Source organism: Acinetobacter towneri (assembly GCF_001758345.1).
GTDB classification, from domain to species: domain Bacteria; phylum Pseudomonadota; class Gammaproteobacteria; order Pseudomonadales; family Moraxellaceae; genus Acinetobacter; species Acinetobacter towneri_A.
Genome location: NZ_MKQS01000064.1, coordinates 13,262 through 38,587, shown reverse-complemented (window position 1 = coordinate 38,587; position 25,326 = coordinate 13,262). Strand labels below are relative to the sequence as shown.

Here is a 25,326-nt window from a genome sequence, read left to right as displayed (position 1 = left end):
ATTTATGATGGTGGCTCAAATACAATGTAATTCAGGATGTTTACATTGAGGTCTGTGAGTAGTTACTTGATTAAAAACAAAAATATGATTTGGTCTGCAATTTTATGTTTGGTTGCAGTCGCTTTGACCCTGTTTATCTTAAACACAGTTTTGGGTCTGTTGGTTTATTATGTGGATTCAAGCCAGTCCATCTATTGGCACAGTCTAAGCCCATACTGGATTACAGTTTTAGTGCTGATTATGACGGTATCCGTCATTTTGGAATTTTATGTTTTTCGTTCAGGCGGTCACTCCTTGGCAAAACAATTGGGTGCGCGTCGTTTAACCCAGTTTGAAAGTACCCCAGAAGAAAGTACTGCACTTAAACTGAGCGAACAATTGGCAGATACTTTTCAAATTCAAGCACCCACCGTATATGTATTGCCCGATGAAATTGGGGTAAATGCCTTAACTGCAGGTTTTAGTCATAAAGATATTGTGATTATTTTGACTTGGGGTGCTTTACAAAACTTGGATGAACAAGAGCTATATGGACTACTTAGCCATGAGTTTAACCATATTTTGAGCGGTGAAACCATTGATAATACTAAGCTTAAAATCCTCTACAGTAGTCTAACCACGTTGAGTAAGTGGGGCAGTAGCATCGCCAAACTTGGCTTTGGACAGCATCGTGATGCACCGCCACATAAACTGGCAACTTTTTTTGTTGCTGTGGGTGGTGGCATTTGGTTATTGGGTAGTTTGGGAGTGTTGATTACTCGCTTCATTAAATACATTAGCTTAAGCGGACGTACTTTTAAAAATGATTTAAAAACCAAGCGCTTGATTCAAAACAATGCCAATATTCAAACTTTGCTGCGAATTTATGTGCATCATGCGGGATCGCAAATTCATAGTGAATATTCAGAATCGATTTCCCACATGTGCTTTGCTAACTCGCTCAGTCCGCAAAGCTGGATGAATATTCATCCAAGTATTGAAGCCCGTATTTTTGAGCTTGATCCAACCTTGGTACAAGACTTACAACTCGAAAATTTGAAGCGTTTACGCAATCAGCCTTTGTTTAGCCTATTTCGCTCGTTAGAAGAAATGAATGCTGAATATTATGCGCCGTGGAGCTCGCCGCAACCTTTGCCTTTGCTGCGCTTGTCGCCGATTAGCTTTGCAATTAATGATGCAATTAAGCCACTCAAGCCTGAAATTCGCAATAACATGCCGCGTCCAGAGCTAATTCAGCGTGCCTTACAAACGGCAACGGGTTCGCGTGAGGTGATTGTCGCTATTTTGATGATTCGCCAATATCGTGAATTTATTCCTGCTGAAGCAGAAGTGAGTCGTGCAATTGTAGATGCTTTATTACATTTGGATGGGCGAGTACATATCTCGATTTTCCATGAAGCGTGTAAAAATATTGGTGGTATGCCGCTGAGTATCGCACGGCAGTTTCTAACCAAATTAGCAAAAATCATTCAGGAAGATGGCGAGATTGGTTTGTTGGATGCCTTGCTGCTTGAACGTATTAAGTTTGAATTGAACTTGCTGCCGTTACATACACCCGCAGCGTTACACGAAGTTAAACCGCAAATTGTACGTTTAATTGATGCTTTATTGCATGTGCAGCAAATCAATAGCGTCAATCAGTTAGATGTACGTGAACGTATTTTAGAACGTGTTTTAACTGCAGATGAGCTTATTGCTTATGAAGAAATTTCAGATGAACCAATTGATTTATCAGAAATTTTAAATGATATGGCAGGTTTGCTGCTGCGTGATCGACTGATGGTGTTGGGCATTGCTGAAATTTGTTTGTGGAATGACCGTATTATCACCCAAGATGAATTGGATGTTTTGGAGTTGCTCTATTGGCGTTTAGGTTTTAAAACCGAAGAAATTGTCGAGCAAATGCAAAAACAAAACAGTTTGATGATTGTGTGACACTGATTGATTAGGTGTGTTTAAAGCAGATTTTGAGAAAAATACGAATAGGTCAGATTGGGTGAAAGAAAGCACAGCATTGTGCAGCCTTTCTAGGTAGAATAGGTGCTATCTTGTATATTCTTCTGTGATGAAAATGTGCAGCGAAAAATTAGCTAGGTGATGATAAACATGATGGCGCATCAGCGTGAGATTTTAGCCAGTTTGGGGATCGATATTTGGGTTTCTAGAACTGCTGTGCCTCAAACTTTGCCACAATCATCGCTTTGGCGCGATTTAGCTGCCCCTGAATTACACAGTGAAATTATTGTTCTAGCTACAGTCAATCAGCAATCAAAACAACAACAGTCAACTATTCTCGAAGAGCCCGCGCAAGAACCATCTCCTCAACATACAGCGGTGGAAGTGGTTGCGCCAGACGATATTCCTGAAGCGCGTGTGATACTTCAGGTCGAAGCCTTTAGCATTGAAGCTTTACAGTTACCACATTGTGTTATTTTGGTAGAAAGCACTGCATTGAGTCAGAAACAGCAACAATTGTGGCGTAATATTCAGCATGCGCTGCAGGCTGAATATCATGTATTACAATGGCCTTTTGCCTTAGAAGTATTACAAGACGGCATAGGGGTAGAAAATTATGTACAAGGTTTTGTTGATGTTTTAAGCGCTGATAAAAACATGCTGATTTTAGGTCATTTACCGCATTTTAAATCTGAACAGTGTTTGCATTTAGCCAGTTTGCAAGAAATGCTAGATCAGCCACTGTTGAAAAAAAGCCTGTGGGATGCGATCCAAGCCACATCGTGACAGCTCAAAGCCTAAGTCGATTTTGATATTCAAAAATTTACCTATTTAAGTAATTAGAGACAAGGAACAGGGATAATCATGCGTAAAAAAGTGGTGGTGTTTAGTCAAATTGATGCAGAAATTTTAAGTAAGCTAGAGCAAGATTATCAGGTGGTGCAGGTCAGCCCTAAATTGGGTGATGTGAATCAACAGTTGCTTGAGCATGTGCAAGATGCCGATGGCATGATTGGTGCAGGGCGTTTGCTTAATCAAAGCAACTTGCATACTGCAAACAAACTCAAAGTGATTTCGAGTGTTAGTGTCGGTTATGACAACTATGATGTAGATTATTTAACCCAACAAAAGATTAGCCTCTGCCATACACCGCATGTCTTGACTGAAACTACAGCCGATTTAGCCTTTACCTTATTGATGAGTGCAGCACGACAAGTGCCATATTTAGATCGGTGGACTAAACAAGGACAATGGAAAAGTACTGTTGGCGCAGCGCAGTTTGGACAGAACATTTATGGTAAAACTATTGGTATTGTAGGTTTAGGGCATATTGGTGCTGCTATCGCGCGTCGTGCATTTCATGGTTTTAATATGAACGTGGTGTACCATAATCGTCGTGAAAAAATGGAAGTGGCGCAAGCATTTAATGCGGAATATTTGAGTCTGGATGAATTGCTACAACAGTCTGATTTTGTGGTGCTGGTAGTCGATTTAAATGTGGATTCTAAAGCCTTAATTGGTCAGCGTGAACTGGATTTAATGCAGTCACATGCAATTTTGGTCAATATTTCGCGTGGTTCGGTCATTGATGAACAGGCACTAATCCAGACCTTGCAAGCAGGCAAAATTTTTGCCGCAGCTTTGGATGTCTATGACAAAGAACCCCTGCAAGAATCACCATTATTTGAGTTAGACAATGTCGTCACTTTGCCGCATATTGGTTCTGCAACTACAGCAACTCGTAAAAAAATGGCAAATTTAGCTTATAAAAATTTGGTTGATGCGCTGGAAGGACGTCGTCCACAATATGTGGTTAATCCTGCTTGCTATACGCCCTAAAGTTACAAGTGACTGGATAAAAATTGATAACACATCATTGCAAATGCGTTCATTTTTCAATGTTATAGTGAATCATAATGCAAGATATGTATTTGAGATCATCCATTGAAACGTGTATTACTGATCTGCGGTTTGAGTTTTGCCAGTATTGCGACAACCCAAAGTGCCAATTTGACCACCACAGCACAATTTAATGTGCCTGAAATAGGCAGTGGTGTGGGATTAATCGATCAGCAAAAAGAACGCAGTATAGGCGAAAAAGTCTATCGGGAAGTGCAGCGTAAAATGCCTGTCACGCAAAACCCGTGGCTAGAAGATCAATTAATCAATACGTTTTCGCACCTACTCAGCCAAACTCAACTGGGGCAACCTATTGGGCTACTCATTATCAATGATCCACAAATTAATGCTTTTGCCGTGCCAGGCGGTTTATTTGCGTTAAACACAGGTCTTATTAATTCTGCCCGTAATATGGATGAAGTTGCCGGTGTAATGGCGCATGAAATTGCCCATGTATCTCAACGTCATTACAGCCGATCTCAAGAGGCATTTAAAGGGCAGGGCTTGTTAGCTCTAGCTGGAGTTGTGGTTGGGGCATTGGTTGCCTCACAAGCTGATGGTGATGCAGGCGCAGCAGTGATGATGGGTTCTCAAGCCGCTTTAATGGATCAGCAATTGACCTATAGCCGTAATCAGGAACGTGAAGCAGACCGTATAGGCATGCAATATATGTATAGCGCAGGCTATAACCCACAAAGCATGGCAGATTTTTTTGAAGTGATGCACCGTACCACCAGCCGAGTCAGTTTCTTGCCAGATTTTTGGTTTACCCATCCCTTAACCTCAGAGCGGATGAGTGAGGCGCGTTTACGTGCCAATCAATTACCACCTGTGCCAACCTCGCTGCGTGATGAAGACTTTGAAATTTTAAAGTTATATAGCTTGGTGGTTTCTCAGCAGGCGACAGAACAACAGCTCAAAGCATTTGCAACCCGTAACCATTTTGCTGCACAGTTGGCTTTGGCTTATTTTTATAKCCAGCAAGGCGATTTTGTTTTGGCGCAGCAAACCATAGATCAGGCTAAAAATCACAATCGTTTACATAATTTATTTACACTTATTCAAACTGACATTTATTTAGGACAAAATAAAATTGATTTGGCGCTCAAAACAATTAGCTCACCTGCGCGAATTATGCCTGAAAATCGTGCACTGAATTATAAATGGGCAGAGGTTTTGATTCGTCAAAATCAAACCGCACAGGCAGAAAGTATTTTGAAGGATTTCTTGCAAAAAAATCCGCGTGATTTATCGGCCTGGAATTTAATGCAGCAAGCGGCAAATGCAGACCGAAGTTCTGCCTTGCGCACCGTAAATGTGTTACGGTATCGTGCAGAAGTACAGTATTGGTCGGGTTGGGAAGAAGAGGCAATTAAATCATTACTGCACGCGCAGCGCTTAGCCAAAGACAATCAGGCGATGTCGGCAAATATAAAAAACCGTGTGACTGAAATGCAAAGAGAGCGACAGTTAAAAATATAAGTCAGGCGTACATACGGTGACATAACAATAAAGAAAAGGAGTTTAAGAATGATTGAGGGACAATGTTTATGTGGTGCGGTGTATTACCGTTACCACGCCGAAATTCAAAAAACAATATTATGTTTTTGCCAGCATTGCCGCCGTGCGCAAGGCAGTATTATGGGATGGAATAGTCCAGTTGCACGTGAACATTTTGAAGTGGTGCGTGGCTTAAAATACTTAAAAGAATATTTTCACAGTCCCAATAAAGCACGAGTATTTTGTCAGGAATGTGGCAGCCCGATTTATTCTTATCGGCTAGATTTACCCGATATTATTCGTTTGCGTTTAGGAACTGTGACACAAGGCAAAGTTCCCGAACCATGTGAGCAAGCTTTTGCGCAATACAAACCAAACTTTTTGGCAATTGAGTCCTGTGAATAGTTATTCACTGAATATACAGTGCTAAAATATAACTTGAAATTGAGTTAAAACGACCCTGAATTGAAAATGAAAAAATATATCTATTTATGCCTTATTTTGGGGATGAACTTGCCAAATGTCTATGCTGCGAGTGCAGAGCAGTATGTGTTAGCTGTCGAAGAAATTAATATGCAATATAAACAAGATGCTCGACAGTTTTTACGGGGGTTAAATCCACAACAGCAGGGTTTTAATCCGCAGCAACAGCAGCAGTTTTGCGGCATTGTCAGTCGTTATGTCGATCGCTTATATCAGGCAGCAGATGAAAATCGTGCCTATTTGGATCGTCGTTATCAGAATATTAATAAACAGGATGTGATTCAGCAGGTCAGCGCATCTAAAGAAATGCAATTGCTGAAAAAGTATCAAGTGAACTGCGATTTAAAGTAAAAAGCGTCTAAGGGTGAGTAATAATTTATCTCATCCTTGATCTAGTATTTTACTGAATAGTATTGGAGCGAAAGATTAAACAGGTTTAATCTGACTTTTAAATGAGTGTTTGGAAAAACACAAATTTGGGATGAGTTGATTAGCTTAATTTGCTTTTAATTTTTGCAGATACTTGTGCAGGATCGGCGCGCCCGGCTATGAGCGGACGCAGAGAGTTCATCACCTTACCCATATCTTTCATGCTAGTAGCTTGTTGCGCTTGAATGGTTTGCGCAATCATGGAATCAAGTTCTTCCTCAGTCATAGCTTCTGGTAGAAACTGAGATAACACCTCAATTTCAGCTTGTTCCTTACTAGCTAAATCTTCTCGGCCAGCGCCTTCAAAGGCTTTAACCGATTCTTTACGTTGTTTAATTTGCTTTTCAATGACCGCAAGAACCTGAGCATCGTCAAGCTCTTTGCGCTCATCGACTTCGATTTGCTTAATTGCCGCCTGTAGACTACGAATTACCGTTAACTTACCCATTTCTTTGGCGCGCATTGTCGCTTTCAAAACGTCAGTGATTTGGTTTTTTAAAGTCGTCATCATTTAATCCAGACAGGCAATCACAAATTAATTAGTAAAGGCGAGTAGTACGTACTGATTCACGCGCCAATTTCTTTTGGTAGCGTTTAACAGCAGCAGCTTTTTTGCGCTTACGTTCTTGAGTTGGTTTTTCGTAGAATTCACGTTTACGTACGTCAGCTAAAACACCTGCTTTTTCGCAAGAACGTTTGAAACGACGGATAGCTACGTCTACTGGTTCGCCTTCTTTCAATTTAACTTGTGGCATGAAGAATCCTCATTAAGTTATGGATAAGATCTGGGCGAAATTGCCCACGATCACAAGTGAAGGTCAATATTTTACTCATTTACATCTCATATCACAAGTCTATAATAGATTTCGCAATAGAATTGATACAGGTTATAGGCAATTTAATGATCGTTTTAGGCTTGGAAACATCTTGTGATGAAACGGGACTTGCACTGTATGACAGCGAGTTGGGTTTGCGCGGGCAAGTACTGTATAGCCAAATTAAATTGCATGCAGAGTATGGTGGTGTAGTACCCGAACTGGCTTCACGCGACCATGTGCGTAAACTGATCCCTTTAATCAATCAATTACTTAAGCAGAGTGAAGTCAAAAAATCTGAAATTGATGCCGTGGCGTATACCCGTGGCCCAGGGTTAATGGGTGCACTCATGACAGGTGCTTTATTTGGACGAACTTTGGCATTTGCCTTAAATAAACCTGCGATTGGCGTGCATCACATGGAAGGGCACATGCTTGCACCATTATTGTCTGCAACACCACCAGAATTTCCGTTTGTGGCTTTATTGGTTTCGGGTGGACACACACAGCTCATGGCAGCTTATGGCATTRGTCAATATGAATTGTTAGGTGAGTCGATTGATGATGCTGCGGGCGAAGCTTTTGACAAAGTTGCCAAAATGATGGGTTTACCGTATCCAGGTGGGCCAAATATTGCCAAATTAGCCGAACAAGGCGATGCCACAACCTTTGAATTTCCACGTCCAATGTTGCACCAAGGCTTAGAATTTTCATTTAGTGGTTTAAAAACTGCGGTTTCAGTACAAATGAAAAAGTTGGGTGATGCAAACCGTGATGCAGACATTGCGGCAAGTTTCCAAGAAGCGATTGTTGATACTTTGGTGAAAAAATCGGTAAAAGCTTTAAAACAAACGGGTTTAAAACGCTTGGTGATCGCTGGTGGTGTGAGCGCAAATACTCGTTTACGTGAGCGTTTAGAAGCGGATTTAGCTAAAATTCGTGCAGCAGTTTATTATGCAGAACCTGCATTATGTACCGACAATGGTGCAATGATTGCTTTTGCGGGTTATCAGCGTTTAAAAGCAGGGCAACAAGATGGTTTATCTGTAACGACTACACCACGTTGGCCGATGACGGAATTAAGTAATCCAAACGAAGCATAAAGCGGGTTGATGAAAAGAGGTGTAAAAGCCTCTTTTTTCATTTGTATCAACATGATAAATCTTGTTGAAGGTGTTCGGCTTTATTTAAACTCTATGCCAAACTACGAATTAAAAATAAGTTGTGAGAATAAAAGATGTATACGGGACGTTGTTTATGTGGACAGGTTAATTTTTCCATTCAACAGAAAATTCATACAATTTATCATTGTCATTGCAGTTTGTGCCGAAAGCAGAGTGGTACTGGTGCAAATGCTGCAACCTTAGTTCTTCAGCAAAATTTTAACTGGGAATCCGCTAAGAATACTGTCCATACTTATAAGAAGGACAGTGGCTTTACCTCATCTTTTTGTACTCAATGTGGATCCCCTGTACCTAATCAAGTGGGAAAAACGGATTATATGTGGATTCCTTTAGGTCTACTGGAAAATAATCTTCAACCAGAGCGGCGATTAAATTTTTGTCTTCAGTCGAAAACTGCTTGGATACCCACACTCGTTGCAGATCAGGATTATGCTGAATTACCAGAGTGGACGGTATTAGCATCACATTTTCAGTCGGATAGTTGATATTTTAGATATGCCATTTAAATTAGAAAAAGCCCAATAAGTTTATTGGGCATTGAATGAATTGAAACATTTTACAAAGATTTTAACTGCGCAGACCCAATCCAGTGCTTCGAGAATTGATAAGCGGCACGACCAGAACGCTGCCCACGCGCCTGACACCAGCGTAAAGCTTCGGCACGCGCTTCAGCGGTGAGTTCCATCTCCGCCTTTTGCAGATAATGCTCGACAATTTCTAAATACAGATTCTGATCCATTGGATAAAACGACAGCCACAGACCAAAGCGATCAGACAATGAAATTTTTTCCTCAATCGCTTCTTGGGGATGCAATTCAGTATATTGTGGTACATCTACACGAGTGACAGGTGTGTTTTCGTGCATAAATTCAGGCAGCAGATGACGTCTGTTACTGGTCGCATAGATAATAAAATTACTGGAACCTGATTGTAATGAACCATCTAAAACACTTTTTAAAGTACGATAATTTTCATCTTCTGCGTTAAAAGCTAAATCATCGCAATAGACAATAAATTTCTCAGGGCGATGCTGAATGATTTTTTGAATTTCTGGTAATTCAGACAAATCATCACGTTCAATTTCAATTAAACGTAATCCTTGATTGGCATACTCAGTCAGCAAGGCTCGTACAATAGATGATTTGCCCGTACCGCGAGAACCTGTAAGTAACACATCATTTGCAGGTAAGCCATTTAAAAACTGCAATGTGTTTTGAATGACTTTTTCTTTTTGCTTTTCGATCCCTTTTAAATCATCTAAATCTATTTTTCTTGGTTGTTGAATCGCCATCAATTGTTGATCTTGCCATTTGAATGCAATAGCAGAAAAGTCGGTTTCTTGTTTTAAAGCAGGTAAACTTTGCTGTAGTTGTTGGAGTACATGCGAAAGTGATAATAAAATGTTGTCGGGTAAATCTAGGTTTGCCATGATAATTCAGCTTAAAAAATTCAGATCATATTGCTACACTTTAAGACTAGCGCAATTGACCTAGAGTTGACAATCAAAGTGTGTTGAGTCATTGACGCGTACGACAAATTTTTAGATATTGTTGTGTATAGTAGGCATAGGCAAGCGTAGTGCTGCGAATAAACTAAAGGATCGAGGAAGGCTATGTTATTTAAAGGTTTTACCGAAGATGTTAATCCGCATCAAGCCTATCGCATAAAAAAGCTCAAGCGCCAAATACAAAATGCCGAATCTTATGAAGAATGGAAAAGTATTGCCATTCGTATAGATGAAGAAACTGGTGCACAAGAATGGAAATATGACAACAGTTCACCATATTTTGACGCGGAAATTATTTCGCATCGTTTAAATTTATTACGCCGCTACCGCACTACCGACCGCAGTCGCGATTTAATTTATATATTGCGTGAAGGTTTAACTTTTGACATCGCCAATATTGCCCATCCAATGTTGTTCACTGCAACTTATGTGGGTACAAAAAAAATTATTGAAGATTATGTTGATGAGGTCAGCAAAAGTTTGGCTTTTGTCGCTTCAGATGAATGTCAGGCTTTCACCAAATCAGAAAAAATAGATTTTTTTCAGCAATGCCAAACGGCATACGGACAACCTGCATTGATGTTCTCTGGTGGTGCAACGCTAGGTTTATTTCACACAGGTGTTTGTAAGGCATTGTTTGAACAAGATTTAATGCCTAAAGTGCTATCGGGTTCGAGTGCAGGCGCAATAATGACTGCAATGTTAGGCATTTCAAAACCTGAAGAAGTACAACATATATTGGGGGGGGAGTCATTTTTCCACGAAGCATTTCAATTTAGACAAATGCGGGAAATTATTAAAGGCAATGGGGGAATTGCCGATGTGCATTATTTAAAAAAATTCCTTATCAAGAACTTAGGCGATACAACATTTCAAGAAGCTTTTCAAAAATCAGGTTTACATATTAATGTGGCGGTTGCGCCTTATGATGCATCGCAAGACTCACGCATTATGAATAGCTTTACTGCGCCAGATTTGTTGGTTTGGAGTGCGGTGTTGGCCTCGTGTGCTGTGCCAATTTTATTCCCACCAGTACGTTTAACTAACAAGCGCTATGATGGTGAACACACTCCGTATATGGGTAAAACCCGCTGGGTGGATGGCAGTGTGCGTAGCGATTTCCCGCAGGAAAAAATGGCACGTTTATATAATATTAATTACACTATTGCCAGTCAGGTCAATCCACATGTAGTGCCGTTTATGCAGGATGATATTAAGCGTTATCGCAAAGATATGCTGAGTTGGCCAGAACGGATTATTCGTCGTCAGGGCAAAGTCATTAGTCGTGGGGTAATGGATTTTGTACGTGAGCGCGCAGGAGCTGTACCGCCAGTGCGTCGTTTGCTAGATCATGGCTATGGCATTGTCGATCAACGCTATTATGGTGATGTGAATATTGTAGGAAGCTACAACCTGCGCCATTACACATATATGCTGCAAAACCCGAAACCACAATTGTTTAAAATTTTACAGCGTGAGGGCGAACGCGCGACTTGGCCCAAAATTTCATCAATTGAAACGCATGCACGTGTTGGTAAAACTTTGCAACATTGCTTAGAGTTACTAACTGCACCTCAAAGAGCAGTATCTAATGAAGTCGCAGCAGAAATTCGCGCTAGTGTAAGTGTTGTTTAATGTTTTGAATTTGGATATTGAACAGTTAGATTCTGCGCAGTTCGAGTTGCGTAGTAAAGCAAAAAGTTTGCAACATGGTCGGCATATCTATCGTTTTGAACATCAAGGGCAGTTTTATTGGCTTAAAGCCCAACAACCAGGTGTTCATAGGACAGTCGAGCAGGGCTTTGCACAAGAATGGAACTTTTATAAACAGTACGCGCAATCATCACATTTATCTTTTTTATTGCCATGTCAATTGATGGATGCTGTACCCATTCATATTCAGTCGCATGGCAATTCACATGACATTTCATTTCATTATTCACAGGTCTATTCACGTGCTTTGATTTTACCTGAAGCAAAAGCCGCTCTTGCGATGGGTAATTTACCTGAGCAAACAGAAGAGATTAAACACATATTTTGGCGTGTCTTTGAAACAGTAGAAGCATTGCATCAATTGGATTGGATTCATGCCGACCTAAAAGCTGAACATCTTGTACAGTTAGATGGACAAATCAAGTTATTAGATTTTGAGCAAGTACAGAAAGTTACAGATATTCAATGTCAAGAGATAACCGCTACACCGCGTTATATGGCGCCAGAGTTATTTCACGGGCAGCCTAAAACTGTACAAAGTGATATTTATGCTTTAGGCATTATTTTTTATGAATGGTTAACGCAACAACGCTTACAGGCAAACAGTCACCATGATTGGGCATATTTGCACTGTCAAAGATTGCATATTCAACTTCCTGCGCATCTACAAGCATTTTTACCACTACTGAATCACATGTTAGTAAAACCCTATTCACGGCGTGCGTCGAGTATTGCTGAGTTGAAATTATTGCTTAGTGGCTGAATATGCAGAAGAAAAAATCAAAAAATAGGTTTTTGTTTTTTATTTAAACAGTCATTGCGCTTTTTTATAAAAAAGGCTTGTCATCAGGAAGTGATCTCTATAATATACACAGCCATCGGGGACGTGGCGAAATTGGTAGACGCACTGGATTTAGGTTCCAGCGCCGCGAGGTGTGAGAGTTCGAGTCTCTCCGTCCCCACCACTTAAATATCAAGCCAGCTTGATTTTAAGTTATAGAGGATTGGTGTAATGGTAGCATGACGGTCTCCAAAACCGTTCGTCAAGGTTCGAATCCTTGATCCTCTGCCAAATCAAAATCCAACAACTGAGTTGGTACCCAATGTTGGGGACGTGGCGAAATTGGTAGACGCACTGGATTTAGGTTCCAGCGCCGCGAGGTGTGAGAGTTCGAGTCTCTCCGTCCCCACCATACATTAAAGAGCAAGGCAATGACCTTGCTTTTTTATTGCCTGTTATTTTAGCTTTAAATCATTGTACTTCTTTGACAGAGCTTAGATACATTTCAAGATTTAAAATTCGGCACAAAAAAGCCCATAAACAGGTTATAGGCAATATCATCTTTAAATGTTGATGAAATACGATTTGAATTTTTATTTTTGCATCCTATCGAGTTCAACCGTTATCGCATACTTATCGGTATTGTATCAATATTTATGCTTTTAAATGGTCTTCAAATTCCTCGCCTAATTTCATTGCTAAAGCGTTACCTGAAAGTTCACACGTAACCAAACCATACTCTTTTTGAAAGCTAAAAGTGAAACCGTGACCATCCGCCAAATTTTTGACTGAATAGCCTAACTTTTCTAACCAAATACGAAACGCAATTAAATTTTTTGCTTTAACAACTTTTTTCACGAGAGAACTCCCATCCATTCATTTAAATATTAATAGGGATATTTCTTTAATTTTTAAAGGGCAGCAATGTATATCTTTGATTTTTTTTTCACTGATTTTGCGAAATCTAAAGTTTTTTTAAGAAAATAGAATATTTGAAAAGAATTATCAATTTATAAGTTATTGATATTGATTGTTTTTATTAGGGTGGTGCAATTTATTCTAAGGTCTTAAATGTATTGCCTAAAGATGACTTGGAAATATTTTGTTAATAATTTTTAAGTATAGACTGTATTTATTTTCAGCATTAACATAGAGGGGCTTTGTTGCATAAATATGTAAGCATCTGATTTAAATAAATTTAATTTTGGATCAAAAAGCAATCAAAACTTTTAAAATCATATAGTTATGAAATCTTTGTGCAACAAAGCCGCTGTAACATATGAAATATCGCACGTTTCATCAACTATTCGTCAATTTAAAAGTTATCTTTAAGTTCACGTAATTTCTGAAATTCTTCGACACTTTCGGCTCTTAAAAATGGATTGGTTGCCAGTTCTAGTTCGATGCTGCTCGGTAAAGTGGGTTGATTAAGCATGCGTAAACTTTCAATCTGTTGATAACGCTCTTGAATGGAAACATTGTCTGGTTCTACATGCAGTGCAAATTTGGCATTTGCCAATGTATATTCATGTGTGCAATATACTTGAGTACGCGGAGGCAGGGCAGCCAAACGGTTTAAAGATTGATACATTTGCAAATGTGTACCTTCAAAAACGCGCCCACAGCCCATCGCAAATAAAGTGTCGCCACAGAACAATACATCCAACGCATCTATAAAATACACTATGTGCCCCAAGGTATGTCCCGGAACGGAAATAACATCAACCTGTAAATCATGAAAATTAAAATGGTCTTGGTTTAGTAATGGATGTGTGATAAACGGAATTTTGCTTAATTCTTCACGTGGCCCATAAACGGGTAAATTGCGTTTTGCAATGAGTTCAGGCACACCGCCAATATGGTCTTGATGCCAATGCGTCAACCAAATTTGTGCAATATCTAAACCATGATTTTGACAAAAATTTTCAACAGGTTTGGCATCGGTCGGGTCAACAACCACCACTTGTTTGCTGGCACAATGTTCAAGCAACCAAATATAGTTTTGTGATGGCTTTTGCGCATCAATAAGATGGACTTGGTAGTGCATGCTCGATTCCTGGAACTTAATTGTTTGTGACTATTACAGCATGCTTTTACTGGTGTGTAAAAGTGTCTCCCAAAGTAGCATGTTATTGCTTTGCTGTGTAACTGTGTGGTGATGAATAAAACGTGTAAAGATAAAATAGAGATAAAAATCAAATCCATAAAAAATGCCGTGTTTAACACGGCATTTTACAACAGAGATTCGGTGAAGTCTTAGCGGATTTTTGCAAAGAAACGACCTAAACGTGTCATTGCTTCACGTAATTCATTTTCTGCTGGCAAGAACACCACACGGAAATGATCAGGCGTTGGCCAGTTAAAACCTGTACCTTGAACCAACAAAACTTTTTCTGCTTTGAGTAAATCGAGCATTAACTTTTCGTCATCTTCAATTGGATAGACGTTTGGATCAAGTTTCGGAAAGCAATACATTGCGCCTTCAGGTTTGACACAAGACACACCAGGAATGTCGTTCAGCATTTCCCATGCAATGTTACGTTGTTCGTATAAACGACCACCTGGACGAATTAAGTCATTGATAGACTGATAACCACCCAATGCCGTTTGAATCGCGTATTGCGCCTGATGGTTGGCGCACAAACGCATAGACGCCAGCATGTCTAAACCTTCAATGTAGTCTGCAGCACGTGATTTATCGCCTGTAATTGCCATCCAGCCCGAACGGAAGCCTGCGATGCGATACGATTTAGACAAGCCATTGAATGAAATACAGAGCTGATCACCTGCTAAAGCCGCAACTGCAACATGCTCAATGCCGTCATAAATAATTTTGTCATAAATTTCATCGGCAAATAAAATTAAGTCATATTTTTTTGCCAATGCTACAATTTGTTCCAACACATGACGTGGATAAACCGCACCCGTTGGGTTGTTTGGGTTAATAATGACAATACCACGCGTATTTGGCGTGATTTTACTTTCCATATCAGCAATGTCTGGATACCAAAAGTTTTCTTCATCACATTTGTAATGAATGGCAGTACCGCCCGATAAATTTACTGCTGCAGTCCAAAGGGGGTAGTCAGGCATAGGCACCAGCATTTCATCGCCATCGTCCAGCAAGCCTTGCATTGCCATAACAATCAGTTCAGATACGCCGTTGCCAATATACACATCATTGACATGCATATCGAAAATGCCTTTTTGCTGATAGTATTGACAAATTGCTTTACGTGCAGGGAAAATTCCTTTGGAGTCGGTATAACCAATTGCATTGGGTAAGTTCAATGCAACATCATTAATAATTTCCTGTGGCGCTTCAAAACCGAATGGGGCAGGGTTGCCAATATTCAGTTTAATAATTTTATGACCGGCCTCTTCCATTTCATTGGCCGCTCGTAACACAGGTCCGCGAATGTCGTAGCATACATGCTCAAGTTTTGATGATTTTTTTATTTCGCGTGGTGTCGTGTTACCTAGTACGGACATAGTTGCATCCAATGATAAGAAGATAAATAAATTATAGATTACTGAAATATCACAATCTATGCTGAAATTTAGCTAGATATTTTGCAAGCTCTAGCGTAAATATAGAAGTACTGAAGCATGACACTGAATGTCAAAGATTTAAAGGAGTTAGTGATGGGAAAACTCAATAAAACAGACCGAGAATGGCAAAGAGAGTTATCACCAGAGGAATTTCGGATTACACGTCAAAAAGGTACAGAGCCTGCTTTTACGGGGAGATATTGGAATACTCAACAAGAGGGTATTTATACCTGTCGTTGTTGCGGTACAGCGCTTTTCTCATCAGAAACAAAATATGACAGCGGTTGCGGTTGGCCAAGTTTCTTTCGTCCCCTTCAGCCAGGGGTGATTGAGGAGCATCAGGATGACTCGCATGGTATGCAGCGTACCGAGATTGTTTGTCATCATTGTGACGCACATTTAGGGCATGTTTTTAATGATGGCCCACAGCCAACGGGATTACGCTATTGTGTCAATTCGGCTTCTTTAGAACTCAAAACAGAAGAAAAAAATGATGAGGAAAATTATCCATGACTAACATTTATCAATTTGAAGCCGAGTTGTTAGATGGACAAAATAAAGCCTTTAGTGATTATGAAGGGAAAGTTTTGTTGATTGTAAATACAGCCAGTAAATGTGGTTTTACGCCTCAATTTGCAGGTTTAGAAAAGTTATATCAACAATACAAAGATCAGGGGCTAGAAATATTGGGCTTCCCGTGCAATCAGTTTGGTGGGCAAGATCCGGGCTCCAATGAGCAAATTGGGAGCTTCTGCCAAAAAAACTATGGTGTCAGTTTTCCAATGTTTAATAAAATTGATGTAAAAGGTCCTGAAGCACATGCGATTTTCCGTTACCTGACCAACAACAGTAAAGGTATTTTGGGTAATGGAATTAAATGGAATTTCACTAAGTTTTTAATTGGTAAAGATGGCAAGGTATTGAACCGCTTTGCTCCGACCACCAAACCTGAGGATTTACAGGCGGAAATTGAAAAGGCTTTACGATAAAGGTTCGCGCTTGTGCAAATAAGATAATTAAGGCGATAAGATGATCGCCTTAAATATAATTGAAATCATTAACTTATAAAATTGCTTTAAGACGTTGAATTACTTGTTCACATTGTGCCAAATCTGCAACCAAAGCTAAGCGAACATGGTTTTCACCTGGGTTACCTTGTGCAGTTTCACGAGATAAATATCGCCCTGGAAGCACTTTAATATGCGCTTTTTCCATCAACATTTTCGCAAAGTTTTCATCATGATCGACTTTGAGCCAGTAATAAAAACCTGCATCTGGTTTTTTTAATGGCAATAAATGCCCAAGCTCCGTTTGAAATAATTCAAACTTGGCGCGATATTGCATACGGTTATCTTCAACGTGCTGTTCATCATCCCAAGCTGCAATAGAGGCTAATTGGTGTTGTACAGGCATTGCCGCACCATGATAGGTACGATATTGCAAATAAGGTTTTAAAAAGTTTGCATCGCCCGCAACAAAGCCTGAGCGCATACCAGGTAAGTTTGATCGTTTAGATAAAGAATGGAATACGATACAGTTTTTGTAGTCATCGCGTCCAAGTTCGGCACAGACTTCCAGTAAACCTGTAGGCGCTTGGTCAAACCATAATTCTGAATAACATTCATCGGATGCAATGATAAAATTATATTGATCTGACAGGGCAATCAGCTTTTTAAATTGTGCTTTTGAAAGGACTGCACCCGTTGGATTTCCCGGTGTACAGACAAACAATAATGCGGTTTTCTCCCAGACTTCTGCAGGTACGGCATCAAAATCACCCAAGTAATTATTGTCTTCGGTGCAATTGATGAAATAGGGTTGAGCACCTGCCAATAAAGTTGCCCCTTCATAAATTTGATAAAACGGATTGGGCATCACTACATAAGGCGCATCTTCACGTCGAATCAAGGCTTGTACGAAAGAAAAAATCGCTTCACGTGTGCCTGAAACGGGGAGAACTTGTGTGTCTGGATTAACTTGCTTTAAATGAAAGCGTTGTGTCAGCCAATTGGCAATGCTGTGACGTAACTCAGGCAGACCTTTGCTGTTTGGATAAGTTGATAAATGCTGAAAATTATCAATAATGGCTTGCTTGACAAATTCAGGTGCAGGATGTTTAGGCTCACCTATAGTCAGTGGAATTAACGGCAAATTTGCAGGTTGTACGTCCTGAAATAGTTTGTTTAGCTTTTCAAAAGGATAAGGATGTAATAAGGACAAACTTGAGTTCATGGATGTTCCGTAAATTGAAGTTAATGTTGACCACAGACCTGATTAGAGGCCTCATCTAAAGCAGCTTTGAGCTGGATTGCAAAGGTATCTGCTTCAGATTTGGTCATTGGTTTGCCATCTTTTTTGGTGACAAAGAAAATATCTTCGGCACGTTCGCCCAAGGTGGCAATTTTGGCGGAGTGAATATCTAAGCCTTGCATCATAAACAAGCCACCAATTTTGGCGAGTAAACCTGGATGATCTAGTGTGGCAATTTCAACCATATTTTGATTCAGTGCTGCATTGAACGTCACTTCTACTGTGTTTTCAATGTCAAAATGACGTAATTGACGCGGAATACGACGTTGCATTAGACCTGGATATTTATCTGACTGGCTCAAGGCATTGACCAAAGCCTCAATCACCATTTCTTCACGTTCAGGGTCTGTTAAGAGTGTGCCAAAACGGTCTAAGACCACATAAGTATCCAAACTAAAGGCTTTGGTCGCAGTAATAATTCGTGCATCCTGAACATCAAGGTTCATGCGGTCTAAAATGGCGACAGTCGTGGCAAATAAGTTGGGTTGGTCTTGAGTGTAAATAAAGATTTGTACCGCATCTTGCGCTGATTTTCGGTGCGCGCGCATGAGCACTAATGGTGCAGGATTATCACCATGCTCCAAAATTGCGCGGGTATGCCATGCAATTTCATCGGCAGATTCTTTAATAAAGTATTCATCGCCCAGTTCTTGCCAGACTTTTTCAACAGCACTCAGTTCAAAATCATTGACCAGTAATTCGCTGGCAGCAAATTTAGTGTCTTCAATCAGCATTTGATAATCGACTGGACGCCCAAGCCCTGAACGAATGACATCACGCGCTTGTGTGTAAAGTTGTCGCATTAAGGATGCGCGCCATGAGTTCCAAAGTGTTGGATTAGTCGCGTTAATATCAGCAACGGTTAAGGTATAGAGATAATCTAAATGCTCCATATCTCCCATTTTTTCGGCAAATTCTTTGACCACATCGGGGTCGGAAATGTCTTTTTTCTGTGCTGTAACTGACATCAATAAGTGGTTTTTCACCAACCATGCCACAAGGTTACATTCACGCTCGGTAAAACCATGTTTACGGCAAAACTCGATCGCATCTACCGCACCAAGCTCACTATGATCACCACGACGGCCTTTGGCAATATCATGAAAAATCGCAGCCAAATAAATAATATCACGACGGGCGAGACGTTGAAATACCGAGCTGACCACAGGAAAATCTTTCGCAAATTCAGGTTCTTTGAAGCGGCTTAAATTGCGCAGCAATAGTAGAGTGTGGGCATCGACTGTATAAATATGGAATAAGTCATATTGCATTAAGCCTGTAATTTGTCCAAAAGCAGGGATGTAATTGCCCAAAACGCCTAAGCGTTTCATAGTCACCAAGGTATTATACAAACGGTGTGGTGAGCGCAAAATTGCCATAAACAGCGCTTGATGGGTGGGATCATCACGGAAACTTTGGTCAATGCGCTTGGCTGCAAGTGTTAGTAAGCGCAGTGTTCGTGCGCGAATTCCTTCAATTTCAGGACGATTGGCCAATAAATAGAAAATTTCTAAAATCGCACTTGGTTTTTCTGAGAAAATTTTGTGGTGCTGCACGGCAAGTTTGCCATCGACCAGTTTAAAATTTTCATTAATTTCTTCAATATTACGTTCATAATTAGGCAAACGCGGGGTAATGACCGACTCATTAAAGTAGGCCAGCAACATTTCATTTAAAGTTGAAACTTGCTGTGCAGAGCGATAATAACGTTTCATAAATTGTTCAATTGGGTAGTTTTGTGGTTTACCTTCCTCTCGAACATAGCCAAAAGTTGCTGCAATATCTCTTTGATAATCAAACAATAAACGGTTTTCATCACGTTTGGTCAAACGGTGGAGATGATGACGTATTTCCCATAAAAAGCTTTCAGCTTCTTCGAGTACACCTAATTCAAACTCTGAAATAAAACCTAAATGCACCAAGTCGTAAATACGATTGACCCGAAAATGGCGTTTGGCAATCCAGCCAATCTGATTGATGTCACGAATACCGCCGGGAGCATTTTTAATATCGGGTTCTAAATTACTTTCGGTGTCATTGTGCTGCGCGTAACGTTTGCTTTGTTCCTCCATTTTGGCATCAAAGAATGTTTTATCTGTCCAAGTTTGCGAAACAATACGACGCGGCCATTTGGTAAGTTGTTGATTTCCCGTAATTAAACGTGCTTCAATCAAGGCGGTTGCAACAGTCAAATCACTGGTTGCCTGAATCACACAGTCTTGAATAGTCCGTACGCTGATGGCAGGTTTGAAATTGCCAACATCCCATAAAGACGAAATAAAAGTCGAAATAAGTTGTTCTTGTTCTGCTGTGATTGCATCTTCCGACAACACCATAATATCGACATCGGAATAAGGGAGCATTTCTTTGCGTCCATAGCCACCCACCGCAAATAGGCTTAAATCGGTTTTGTCTAATTCGGCATGTTGCCATAAAAAGGTGAGCGCTTCATCAATCAGGTTAGAACGCGCCAAAATCACTTCACGAATGGATTGTCCATTTTCAAAACRTTGTTGTAGCTGATTTTCGACATCGGTGCGCCATTGGTTAATGGCCTGAATGTCATGGTTGCTTTTTACATAATTCAGCAAGGGTAATGTAATGATCATGGACAATTCCGTTATGCAATGACGAGCTTAATTTTGATTTTCGTTTAAATGTACGCGAACAGTCTCCGCAGTATGCTGAGCTAGCTCACGCGCTTTCTCTGTGGTTTCTGCACGCGCAGTCGCAACACCCATACGACGACGTTCAAAACCTTGAGGCTTGCCAAATAAACGTAAATCTGTATCGGGATGTGCTAATGCAAGATTCAAGCCAGAAAATGAAAGATTTGTTGCATCAACACCTGCATAAATCACTGCACTGGCTGCAACGCTATGGCGTGTGGTATTGACAGGTAAGCCTAAAATTGCGCGGGCATGTAATTCAAATTCACTTTGGAATTGTGATGCCAATGTCACCAAACCTGTGTCGTGTGGACGTGGAGATACTTCACTGAACCAGACTTTATCGCCTTTCACAAATAGTTCTACACCAAAAATACCGCAACCACCTAATGCAGTAGTCACTTTGTGTGCAATTCGTTTGGCTTCAGTCAAGGCAGCATCACTCATAGCTTGAGGTTGCCAGCTTTCTACATAGTCGCCTGCATCTTGACGGTGACCAATTGGCTCGCAATATGAAGTTTCGATCGCACCAGTTTCTGGGTTTTTAGAACGTACGGTTAATAAGGTAATTTCAAAATCGAAGTCAATTTGTGATTCCACAATTACTGTGCCTTGATTGACGCGTCCGCCTGTTTGGGCATATTCCCAAGCGGTATCAACTTCATCAAAACAAGTGACACGTGATTGTCCTTTGCCTGAAGATGACATTACAGGTTTCACAAAGTTGGGATAACCAATGTCATCACACGCAGCACGGAAAGATTCGAGTGAATTGGCAAAGCGATAAGCTGATGTTGGTAAACCTAATTCTTCGGCAGCTAAACGACGAATACCTTCACGGTTCATCGTCAAATTTACTGCTTTGGCAGATGGAATGACCGTTGCAATATTCTGCGCTTCAATTTCCAGTAAAACGGATGTCGCAATCGCCTCAATTTCAGGCACAATTAAATTGGGTTGAATTTTTTCAATCAATTGTTTTAATTCTGTGGCATCTGCCATGTTTAAAGTATAAGCATAATGTGCGACTTGCATGGCTGGTGCATGGTCGTAGCGATCGGCAGCATGTACTTCTACGCCTAAGCGTTGCAGTGAAATTACCACCTCTTTACCGAGTTCCCCTGAACCCAATAGCAAAACTTTAAAAGCAGAAGATTGAAGGGGAGTACCAATGGTCACGCTCATGTGAATCGTCCTTGCTAAAGTGGGCTTTTAGCATAGCAGAACTGTTCTATGAGTTAAGCCCTGTTTGCAATAAACTCATAATTTTGTCATCTGCTTGTATTGCATTCAGTGCTTTAAAGTAGTTAAGAGTGAATCTTGAAATAGATCATTTGGGCGATTCAAGCTCTAAGCCATAGACACATTAGAATGAAAATGGCACATAGGTATAAATTAAACCATAGGTGATGGCTGCGGTAAGTGTGGCAGGTACGATTTTCTTAAACTTAAAATACAAACTTATGAGTATTAAAAAGCCAATTAACATCGCAAAACTTTTATTGGGTGTTTCAAGCAAAGGTGGCAAGGTTGCAACTACGAGCATAGAGCTAATTGCGGCAATGCCAATACTGCTCAAAGCGATTTTGAGCCATAACGCACCACGTTGCCGTGAGCCTTGTTGAAACTTTTGAATCACAAAAAATGGCCCAAAACGTGAGGCGAAATTTGCGATACCGACCACAATCCCGACCAAAATAATTTCCAAACTCATGATTTTGCTCCTGTATGTTCAGGGTCGGGCTGTTTTAATACATAGTGTTTAAATAATCCCGCCAAAATACCTGAAGAAATCCCAATAAAAATTGCAGCAGATAAGTCAATAAAATAACAAGCCACGGCAGACACTAAAATGGTGATTCCCACAACAAAGGTGTGTTTCTTTTCAAAAGCGGCCAGTAAGAAGCTAAGGAATAACGCGGGTAATAAAAAGTCGAGTGCCGCTTGTAAAAACTGTGGCATTTTAGTGACTTGGTCGGCAAATAATCCACCTAACAAAGAGCCTAATGCCCAAGACAACCAACTAAATAAACTCAGTCCAAGCATCCATGATTCAGACCATTCCTGACGGCGTTGTGACAGTTTAATCATGCCTGAGGCAAAGACTTCATCAGTCAGACCCCATGACCAAATTGCAGTTTTTTTGAGATTTAAACGATCTTGAATCAGGTTTTGTAAGGCCGGGCCGTAAAGTAAATGTCGAATATCCAAAGCAATCACTGTTAAAGCAGTCATCCAAATTGAGGTTCCATTGCCCAATAATGCAACGACTAAAAATTGACTTGCTCCTGCATACATCGAGCAGGATAAAAATAAGGCTTCCCATGCGCTAAAGCCGAATTGAGTAGCAGAAACACCAAAAGCAAAAGAAACAGGTAGATAGGTGAAAATAATTGCCTGACTATCTTTTGCACCTTGCCAAAAGCTTGCTGCGGGTGCAGTTTGAATATTGTGTACGGACACGACACACCTTGTGGGAGAAAGTTGAACGATGGGTCAAATGAAGATTGTGTATTATACTTGAAATCATTAGCATGATGCCGAATTGTTTGTATGGGCGAACCGATATGTTGAAATTGAAAACACCTGTAATCCTGCTTGCTTCAATGTTATGCAGTAGCCTCTTATTGCAAGCGTGTAGCAATGACAACAACCCGAAAAAAACAGTAGAAATTAAGCCTGCGCCAAAACTCACGAATGATGCAACTGTATATGCGCAAGCCGCGTGGCAATTGATGAATGAAGTTGAGCCGTACGTGTATCGTAAACAGCGTAATTTAATTGAAGATAAAGTCCGCAAACCTGCCCGTAAATTAAGTACTGACTGGCGTATTAATGTCAAAATGACCGACTCTGTAACTGAAGGGAAATATGCGCTGTGTCGTAAAGCCCTGACTAGCTTGGAAATTTGGGCGCGTGCGACGATTGACAGTTCAAGTAGCCTATCGCAAAAACAAGCTGATTATGAACGTGATAAAAAACAATGTGCTGATGCTTTGGCGCACCCTGAGTTGGGTAATACCGACCCGAAACAAAAGGGTAATGTGGTGCAGTCTTAGTTGAATTGAGATTACTTTGTATTGATGTGATGCAGAGTTGCCCATAAAAAACCTCGATGCTTACATCGAGGTTTTTTGTTGAATCAATGCATGGCTGCAAGCATTGTTCTAAAACTCAACATTAAAACAATTAGACATTAAAGCGGAAGTGTAAAACATCACCGTCTTGAACGATATAAGTTTTACCTTCTAAGCGCCATTTACCTGCTTCTTTTGCGCCTGCTTCACCGTTGTATTGTACGAAATCCTCATAAGCAATACATTCTGCGCGGATGAAGCCTTTTTCAAAGTCAGTGTGAATTACACCTGCCGCTTGTGGTGCAGTTGAACCTACTTTCACTGTCCACGCGCGGACTTCTTGTACGCCTGCAGTAAAGTAAGTTTGCAGACCTAACAGCGCATAACCTGCACGAATCACGACGTTTAGACCCGGTTCTTCCATACCTAGAGCTTCTAGGAATTCTGCACGATCTTCATCTTCAAGCAATGAAATTTCGGCTTCAATTTGGTTGCATAACGGTACTACAATCGCATTTTCTTCTGCAGCAAGTTGTTTGACTGCATCTAAGTGCGGGTTGTTTTCAAAGCCATCTTCTGCCACGTTGGCAATATACATGGTTGGTTTTAAGGTTAATAAACCAAAACCACGAACCAATTTGCGTTCATCGTCATCTAAATTGGCTGCGCGTGCAGGCTTGCCATCATCTAGTAAAGGTTGAATTTTTTCTAAAACGGCTTTGGTCGCTACGGCTTCTTTATCGCCACCTTTGGCAGATTTTGCTAAGCGTGTAATGGCTTTGCTTACCGTTTCTAAATCGGCCAAAGCAAGTTCGGTATTGATGGTTGCAATGTCATCTAATGGGTCAATTTTACCATTTACGTGAATCACGTTTTCATCTTCAAAGCAACGAACCACATGCGCAATTGCATCGGTTTCACGAATGTTGGCAAGGAATTGGTTACCTAAACCTTCACCTTTAGATGCACCTGCAACCAAACCTGCAATATCCACAAATTCCATCGTGGTGGGTACTACACGTTGTGGATTTACGATTTCTGCCAATTTGTCCAAGCGCGAATCTGGCACAGGTACAATGCCTGTATTTGGCTCAATGGTACAAAACGGGAAGTTTTCCGCTGCAATTGCAGCTTTGGTTAAAGCATTAAAAAGCGTAGATTTACCAACGTTTGGCAGGCCCACAATACCACAATTAAAACCCATGAATAACTCACAACGTGTTATTTAAAATTAGGCACGATTTTACATGAAAGGGCAGATAAAGTCAGGTCATCGAACAGATGTTTCTCCAATCCAACGTGCTTGGCGTTGTTTGTTGAATTTCTAGCAGGAATTGATTTTGTAGTGTTGACTGTCTCGCCTGAATTTTGAATAAAAATTACATTGTAATTATAAGAAGCTATGACTAAAGTATGACAAGCACAGTATTGATACTGCTTTGGATATCAAA

The 25,326-nt window shown here is 40.4% G+C and carries 25 protein-coding genes and 3 tRNA genes; 16 read left to right on the top strand and 12 right to left on the bottom strand.

The window, feature by feature from the left end; genetic code table 11:
- Positions 1 to 45: 45 nt before the first annotated feature.
- The 6 genes from BJN41_RS14245 (at position 46) to BJN41_RS14220 (ending at position 6,189) form a co-directional block, all read left to right on the top strand.
- Positions 46 to 1,935 (top strand): M48 family metallopeptidase, encoded by a 1,890-nt coding sequence (locus BJN41_RS14245; RefSeq protein WP_070156058.1) that lies wholly within the window; start codon positions 46 to 48, stop codon positions 1,933 to 1,935.
- A 171-nt stretch (positions 1,936 to 2,106) separates the two neighbouring features.
- Entirely contained in the window at positions 2,107 to 2,742 is a 636-nt protein-coding gene (locus BJN41_RS14240) for a hypothetical protein (protein WP_026438175.1), read from the top strand.
- A 78-nt stretch (positions 2,743 to 2,820) separates the two neighbouring features.
- A complete protein-coding gene (locus BJN41_RS14235) occupies positions 2,821 to 3,795 on the top strand; it encodes a 2-hydroxyacid dehydrogenase (protein ID WP_070155997.1) in 975 nt (324 codons plus the stop codon).
- 105 nt (positions 3,796 to 3,900) lie between these two features.
- The gene (locus tag BJN41_RS14230) at positions 3,901 to 5,337 is read left to right on the top strand and encodes a M48 family metalloprotease (RefSeq protein WP_070155995.1); all 1,437 of its coding nucleotides are present in this window, start codon (positions 3,901 to 3,903) and stop codon (positions 5,335 to 5,337) included.
- A 48-nt stretch (positions 5,338 to 5,385) separates the two neighbouring features.
- The gene (locus BJN41_RS14225) at positions 5,386 to 5,760 is read left to right on the top strand and encodes a GFA family protein (RefSeq protein WP_070155993.1); all 375 of its coding nucleotides are present in this window, start codon (positions 5,386 to 5,388) and stop codon (positions 5,758 to 5,760) included.
- A gap of 66 nt (positions 5,761 to 5,826) precedes the next feature.
- Positions 5,827 to 6,189, top strand: coding sequence for a hypothetical protein (locus BJN41_RS14220; RefSeq protein ID WP_070155991.1), 363 nt, complete (start codon positions 5,827 to 5,829; stop codon positions 6,187 to 6,189).
- Between the two features lie 139 nt (positions 6,190 to 6,328).
- Here BJN41_RS14220 and BJN41_RS14215 read toward each other — a convergent pair whose 3' ends face one another.
- Positions 6,329 to 6,775, bottom strand: a complete 447-nt coding sequence (locus BJN41_RS14215; RefSeq protein WP_070155989.1) for a GatB/YqeY domain-containing protein — start codon at positions 6,773 to 6,775, stop codon at positions 6,329 to 6,331.
- Positions 6,776 to 6,806: 31 nt separating this feature from the next.
- Positions 6,807 to 7,022, bottom strand: a complete 216-nt coding sequence (gene rpsU, locus BJN41_RS14210; protein ID WP_001136722.1) for a 30S ribosomal protein S21 — start codon at positions 7,020 to 7,022, stop codon at positions 6,807 to 6,809.
- A 146-nt stretch (positions 7,023 to 7,168) separates the two neighbouring features.
- Between rpsU and tsaD the strand changes: the two genes are divergently transcribed.
- Together tsaD and BJN41_RS14200 are read left to right on the top strand one after the other, a co-directional pair.
- Complete coding sequence (gene tsaD / locus BJN41_RS14205) at positions 7,169 to 8,185, top strand: tRNA (adenosine(37)-N6)-threonylcarbamoyltransferase complex transferase subunit TsaD (protein ID WP_070155987.1); 1,017 nt, start codon at positions 7,169 to 7,171, stop codon at positions 8,183 to 8,185.
- Positions 8,186 to 8,319: 134 nt separating this feature from the next.
- Entirely contained in the window at positions 8,320 to 8,751 is a 432-nt protein-coding gene (locus BJN41_RS14200) for a GFA family protein (protein ID WP_070155986.1), read from the top strand.
- A 71-nt stretch (positions 8,752 to 8,822) separates the two neighbouring features.
- Here the strand turns inward: BJN41_RS14200 and BJN41_RS14195 are convergent, their stop codons facing one another.
- A complete protein-coding gene (locus tag BJN41_RS14195) occupies positions 8,823 to 9,695 on the bottom strand; it encodes an ATP-binding protein (protein WP_070155984.1) in 873 nt (290 codons plus the stop codon).
- Between the two features lie 183 nt (positions 9,696 to 9,878).
- On the opposite strand from BJN41_RS14195, the gene BJN41_RS14190 reads away from it, so the two are divergent.
- From BJN41_RS14190 to BJN41_RS14170, 5 genes are all read left to right on the top strand, one after another.
- Complete coding sequence (locus tag BJN41_RS14190) at positions 9,879 to 11,408, top strand: DUF3336 domain-containing protein (protein ID WP_019838443.1); 1,530 nt, start codon at positions 9,879 to 9,881, stop codon at positions 11,406 to 11,408.
- Positions 11,398 to 12,249: a serine/threonine protein kinase gene (locus BJN41_RS14185; RefSeq protein ID WP_070155982.1), complete on the top strand. Its 852-nt coding sequence runs from the start codon at positions 11,398 to 11,400 to the stop codon at positions 12,247 to 12,249. The genes BJN41_RS14190 and BJN41_RS14185 overlap by 11 nt, the downstream gene beginning before the upstream one ends.
- Positions 12,250 to 12,366: 117 nt before the next feature.
- A tRNA-Leu gene (locus tag BJN41_RS14180) sits at positions 12,367 to 12,451 on the top strand.
- A gap of 33 nt (positions 12,452 to 12,484) precedes the next feature.
- Positions 12,485 to 12,558 (top strand) — tRNA-Trp (locus tag BJN41_RS14175).
- A gap of 36 nt (positions 12,559 to 12,594) precedes the next feature.
- Positions 12,595 to 12,679, top strand: a tRNA-Leu gene (locus BJN41_RS14170).
- Positions 12,680 to 12,921: 242 nt separating this feature from the next.
- Here the strand turns inward: BJN41_RS14170 and BJN41_RS14165 are convergent.
- The 3 genes from BJN41_RS14165 to BJN41_RS14155 form a co-directional block, all read right to left on the bottom strand.
- Positions 12,922 to 13,125 carry a hypothetical protein gene (locus tag BJN41_RS14165; RefSeq protein ID WP_004971452.1) on the bottom strand — a complete coding sequence of 68 codons (204 nt, stop codon included), beginning with the start codon at positions 13,123 to 13,125 and terminating at the stop codon, positions 12,922 to 12,924.
- A 457-nt stretch (positions 13,126 to 13,582) separates the two neighbouring features.
- On the bottom strand, positions 13,583 to 14,314 hold the full coding sequence (gene gloB / locus BJN41_RS14160) for a hydroxyacylglutathione hydrolase (RefSeq protein ID WP_070155980.1): 732 nt from the start codon (positions 14,312 to 14,314) through the stop codon (positions 13,583 to 13,585).
- Between the two features lie 209 nt (positions 14,315 to 14,523).
- Positions 14,524 to 15,759: a pyridoxal phosphate-dependent aminotransferase gene (locus BJN41_RS14155; protein WP_070155978.1), complete on the bottom strand. Its 1,236-nt coding sequence runs from the start codon at positions 15,757 to 15,759 to the stop codon at positions 14,524 to 14,526.
- Positions 15,760 to 15,912: 153 nt separating this feature from the next.
- Between BJN41_RS14155 and msrB the strand changes: the two genes are divergently transcribed.
- Both msrB and BJN41_RS14145 read left to right on the top strand, forming a co-directional pair.
- Positions 15,913 to 16,332, top strand: a complete 420-nt coding sequence (gene msrB, locus BJN41_RS14150) for a peptide-methionine (R)-S-oxide reductase MsrB (RefSeq protein WP_070155976.1) — start codon at positions 15,913 to 15,915, stop codon at positions 16,330 to 16,332.
- Positions 16,329 to 16,808 carry a glutathione peroxidase gene (locus BJN41_RS14145; protein ID WP_070155973.1) on the top strand — a complete coding sequence of 160 codons (480 nt, stop codon included), beginning with the start codon at positions 16,329 to 16,331 and terminating at the stop codon, positions 16,806 to 16,808. Before msrB ends, BJN41_RS14145 begins: the two co-directional genes overlap by 4 nt.
- A gap of 73 nt (positions 16,809 to 16,881) precedes the next feature.
- On the opposite strand, the gene dapC is transcribed toward BJN41_RS14145, so the two are convergent.
- From dapC to BJN41_RS14120, 5 genes are all read right to left on the bottom strand, one after another.
- Positions 16,882 to 18,051: a succinyldiaminopimelate transaminase gene (dapC, locus tag BJN41_RS14140; protein ID WP_070155971.1), complete on the bottom strand. Its 1,170-nt coding sequence runs from the start codon at positions 18,049 to 18,051 to the stop codon at positions 16,882 to 16,884.
- A gap of 20 nt (positions 18,052 to 18,071) precedes the next feature.
- On the bottom strand, positions 18,072 to 20,738 hold the full coding sequence (gene glnD, locus BJN41_RS14135; protein ID WP_070155969.1) for a [protein-PII] uridylyltransferase: 2,667 nt from the start codon (positions 20,736 to 20,738) through the stop codon (positions 18,072 to 18,074).
- Positions 20,739 to 20,765: 27 nt separating this feature from the next.
- Positions 20,766 to 21,983, bottom strand: coding sequence for a formate-dependent phosphoribosylglycinamide formyltransferase (gene purT, locus BJN41_RS14130; protein ID WP_070155963.1), 1,218 nt, complete (start codon positions 21,981 to 21,983; stop codon positions 20,766 to 20,768).
- A 181-nt stretch (positions 21,984 to 22,164) separates the two neighbouring features.
- Positions 22,165 to 22,512 carry an L-valine transporter subunit YgaH gene (ygaH, locus tag BJN41_RS14125; RefSeq protein WP_019836242.1) on the bottom strand — a complete coding sequence of 116 codons (348 nt, stop codon included), beginning with the start codon at positions 22,510 to 22,512 and terminating at the stop codon, positions 22,165 to 22,167.
- Positions 22,509 to 23,246: an AzlC family ABC transporter permease gene (locus tag BJN41_RS14120; RefSeq protein WP_171066633.1), complete on the bottom strand. Its 738-nt coding sequence runs from the start codon at positions 23,244 to 23,246 to the stop codon at positions 22,509 to 22,511. The genes ygaH and BJN41_RS14120 overlap by 4 nt, the downstream gene beginning before the upstream one ends.
- Positions 23,247 to 23,365: 119 nt before the next feature.
- Between BJN41_RS14120 and BJN41_RS14115 the strand changes: the two genes are divergently transcribed.
- The gene (locus BJN41_RS14115; RefSeq protein ID WP_019836240.1) at positions 23,366 to 23,857 is read left to right on the top strand and encodes a hypothetical protein; all 492 of its coding nucleotides are present in this window, start codon (positions 23,366 to 23,368) and stop codon (positions 23,855 to 23,857) included.
- A gap of 130 nt (positions 23,858 to 23,987) precedes the next feature.
- On the opposite strand, the gene ychF is transcribed toward BJN41_RS14115, so the two are convergent.
- Positions 23,988 to 25,079: a redox-regulated ATPase YchF gene (gene ychF / locus BJN41_RS14110; protein WP_070155961.1), complete on the bottom strand. Its 1,092-nt coding sequence runs from the start codon at positions 25,077 to 25,079 to the stop codon at positions 23,988 to 23,990.
- Positions 25,080 to 25,326 lie beyond the last annotated feature (247 nt).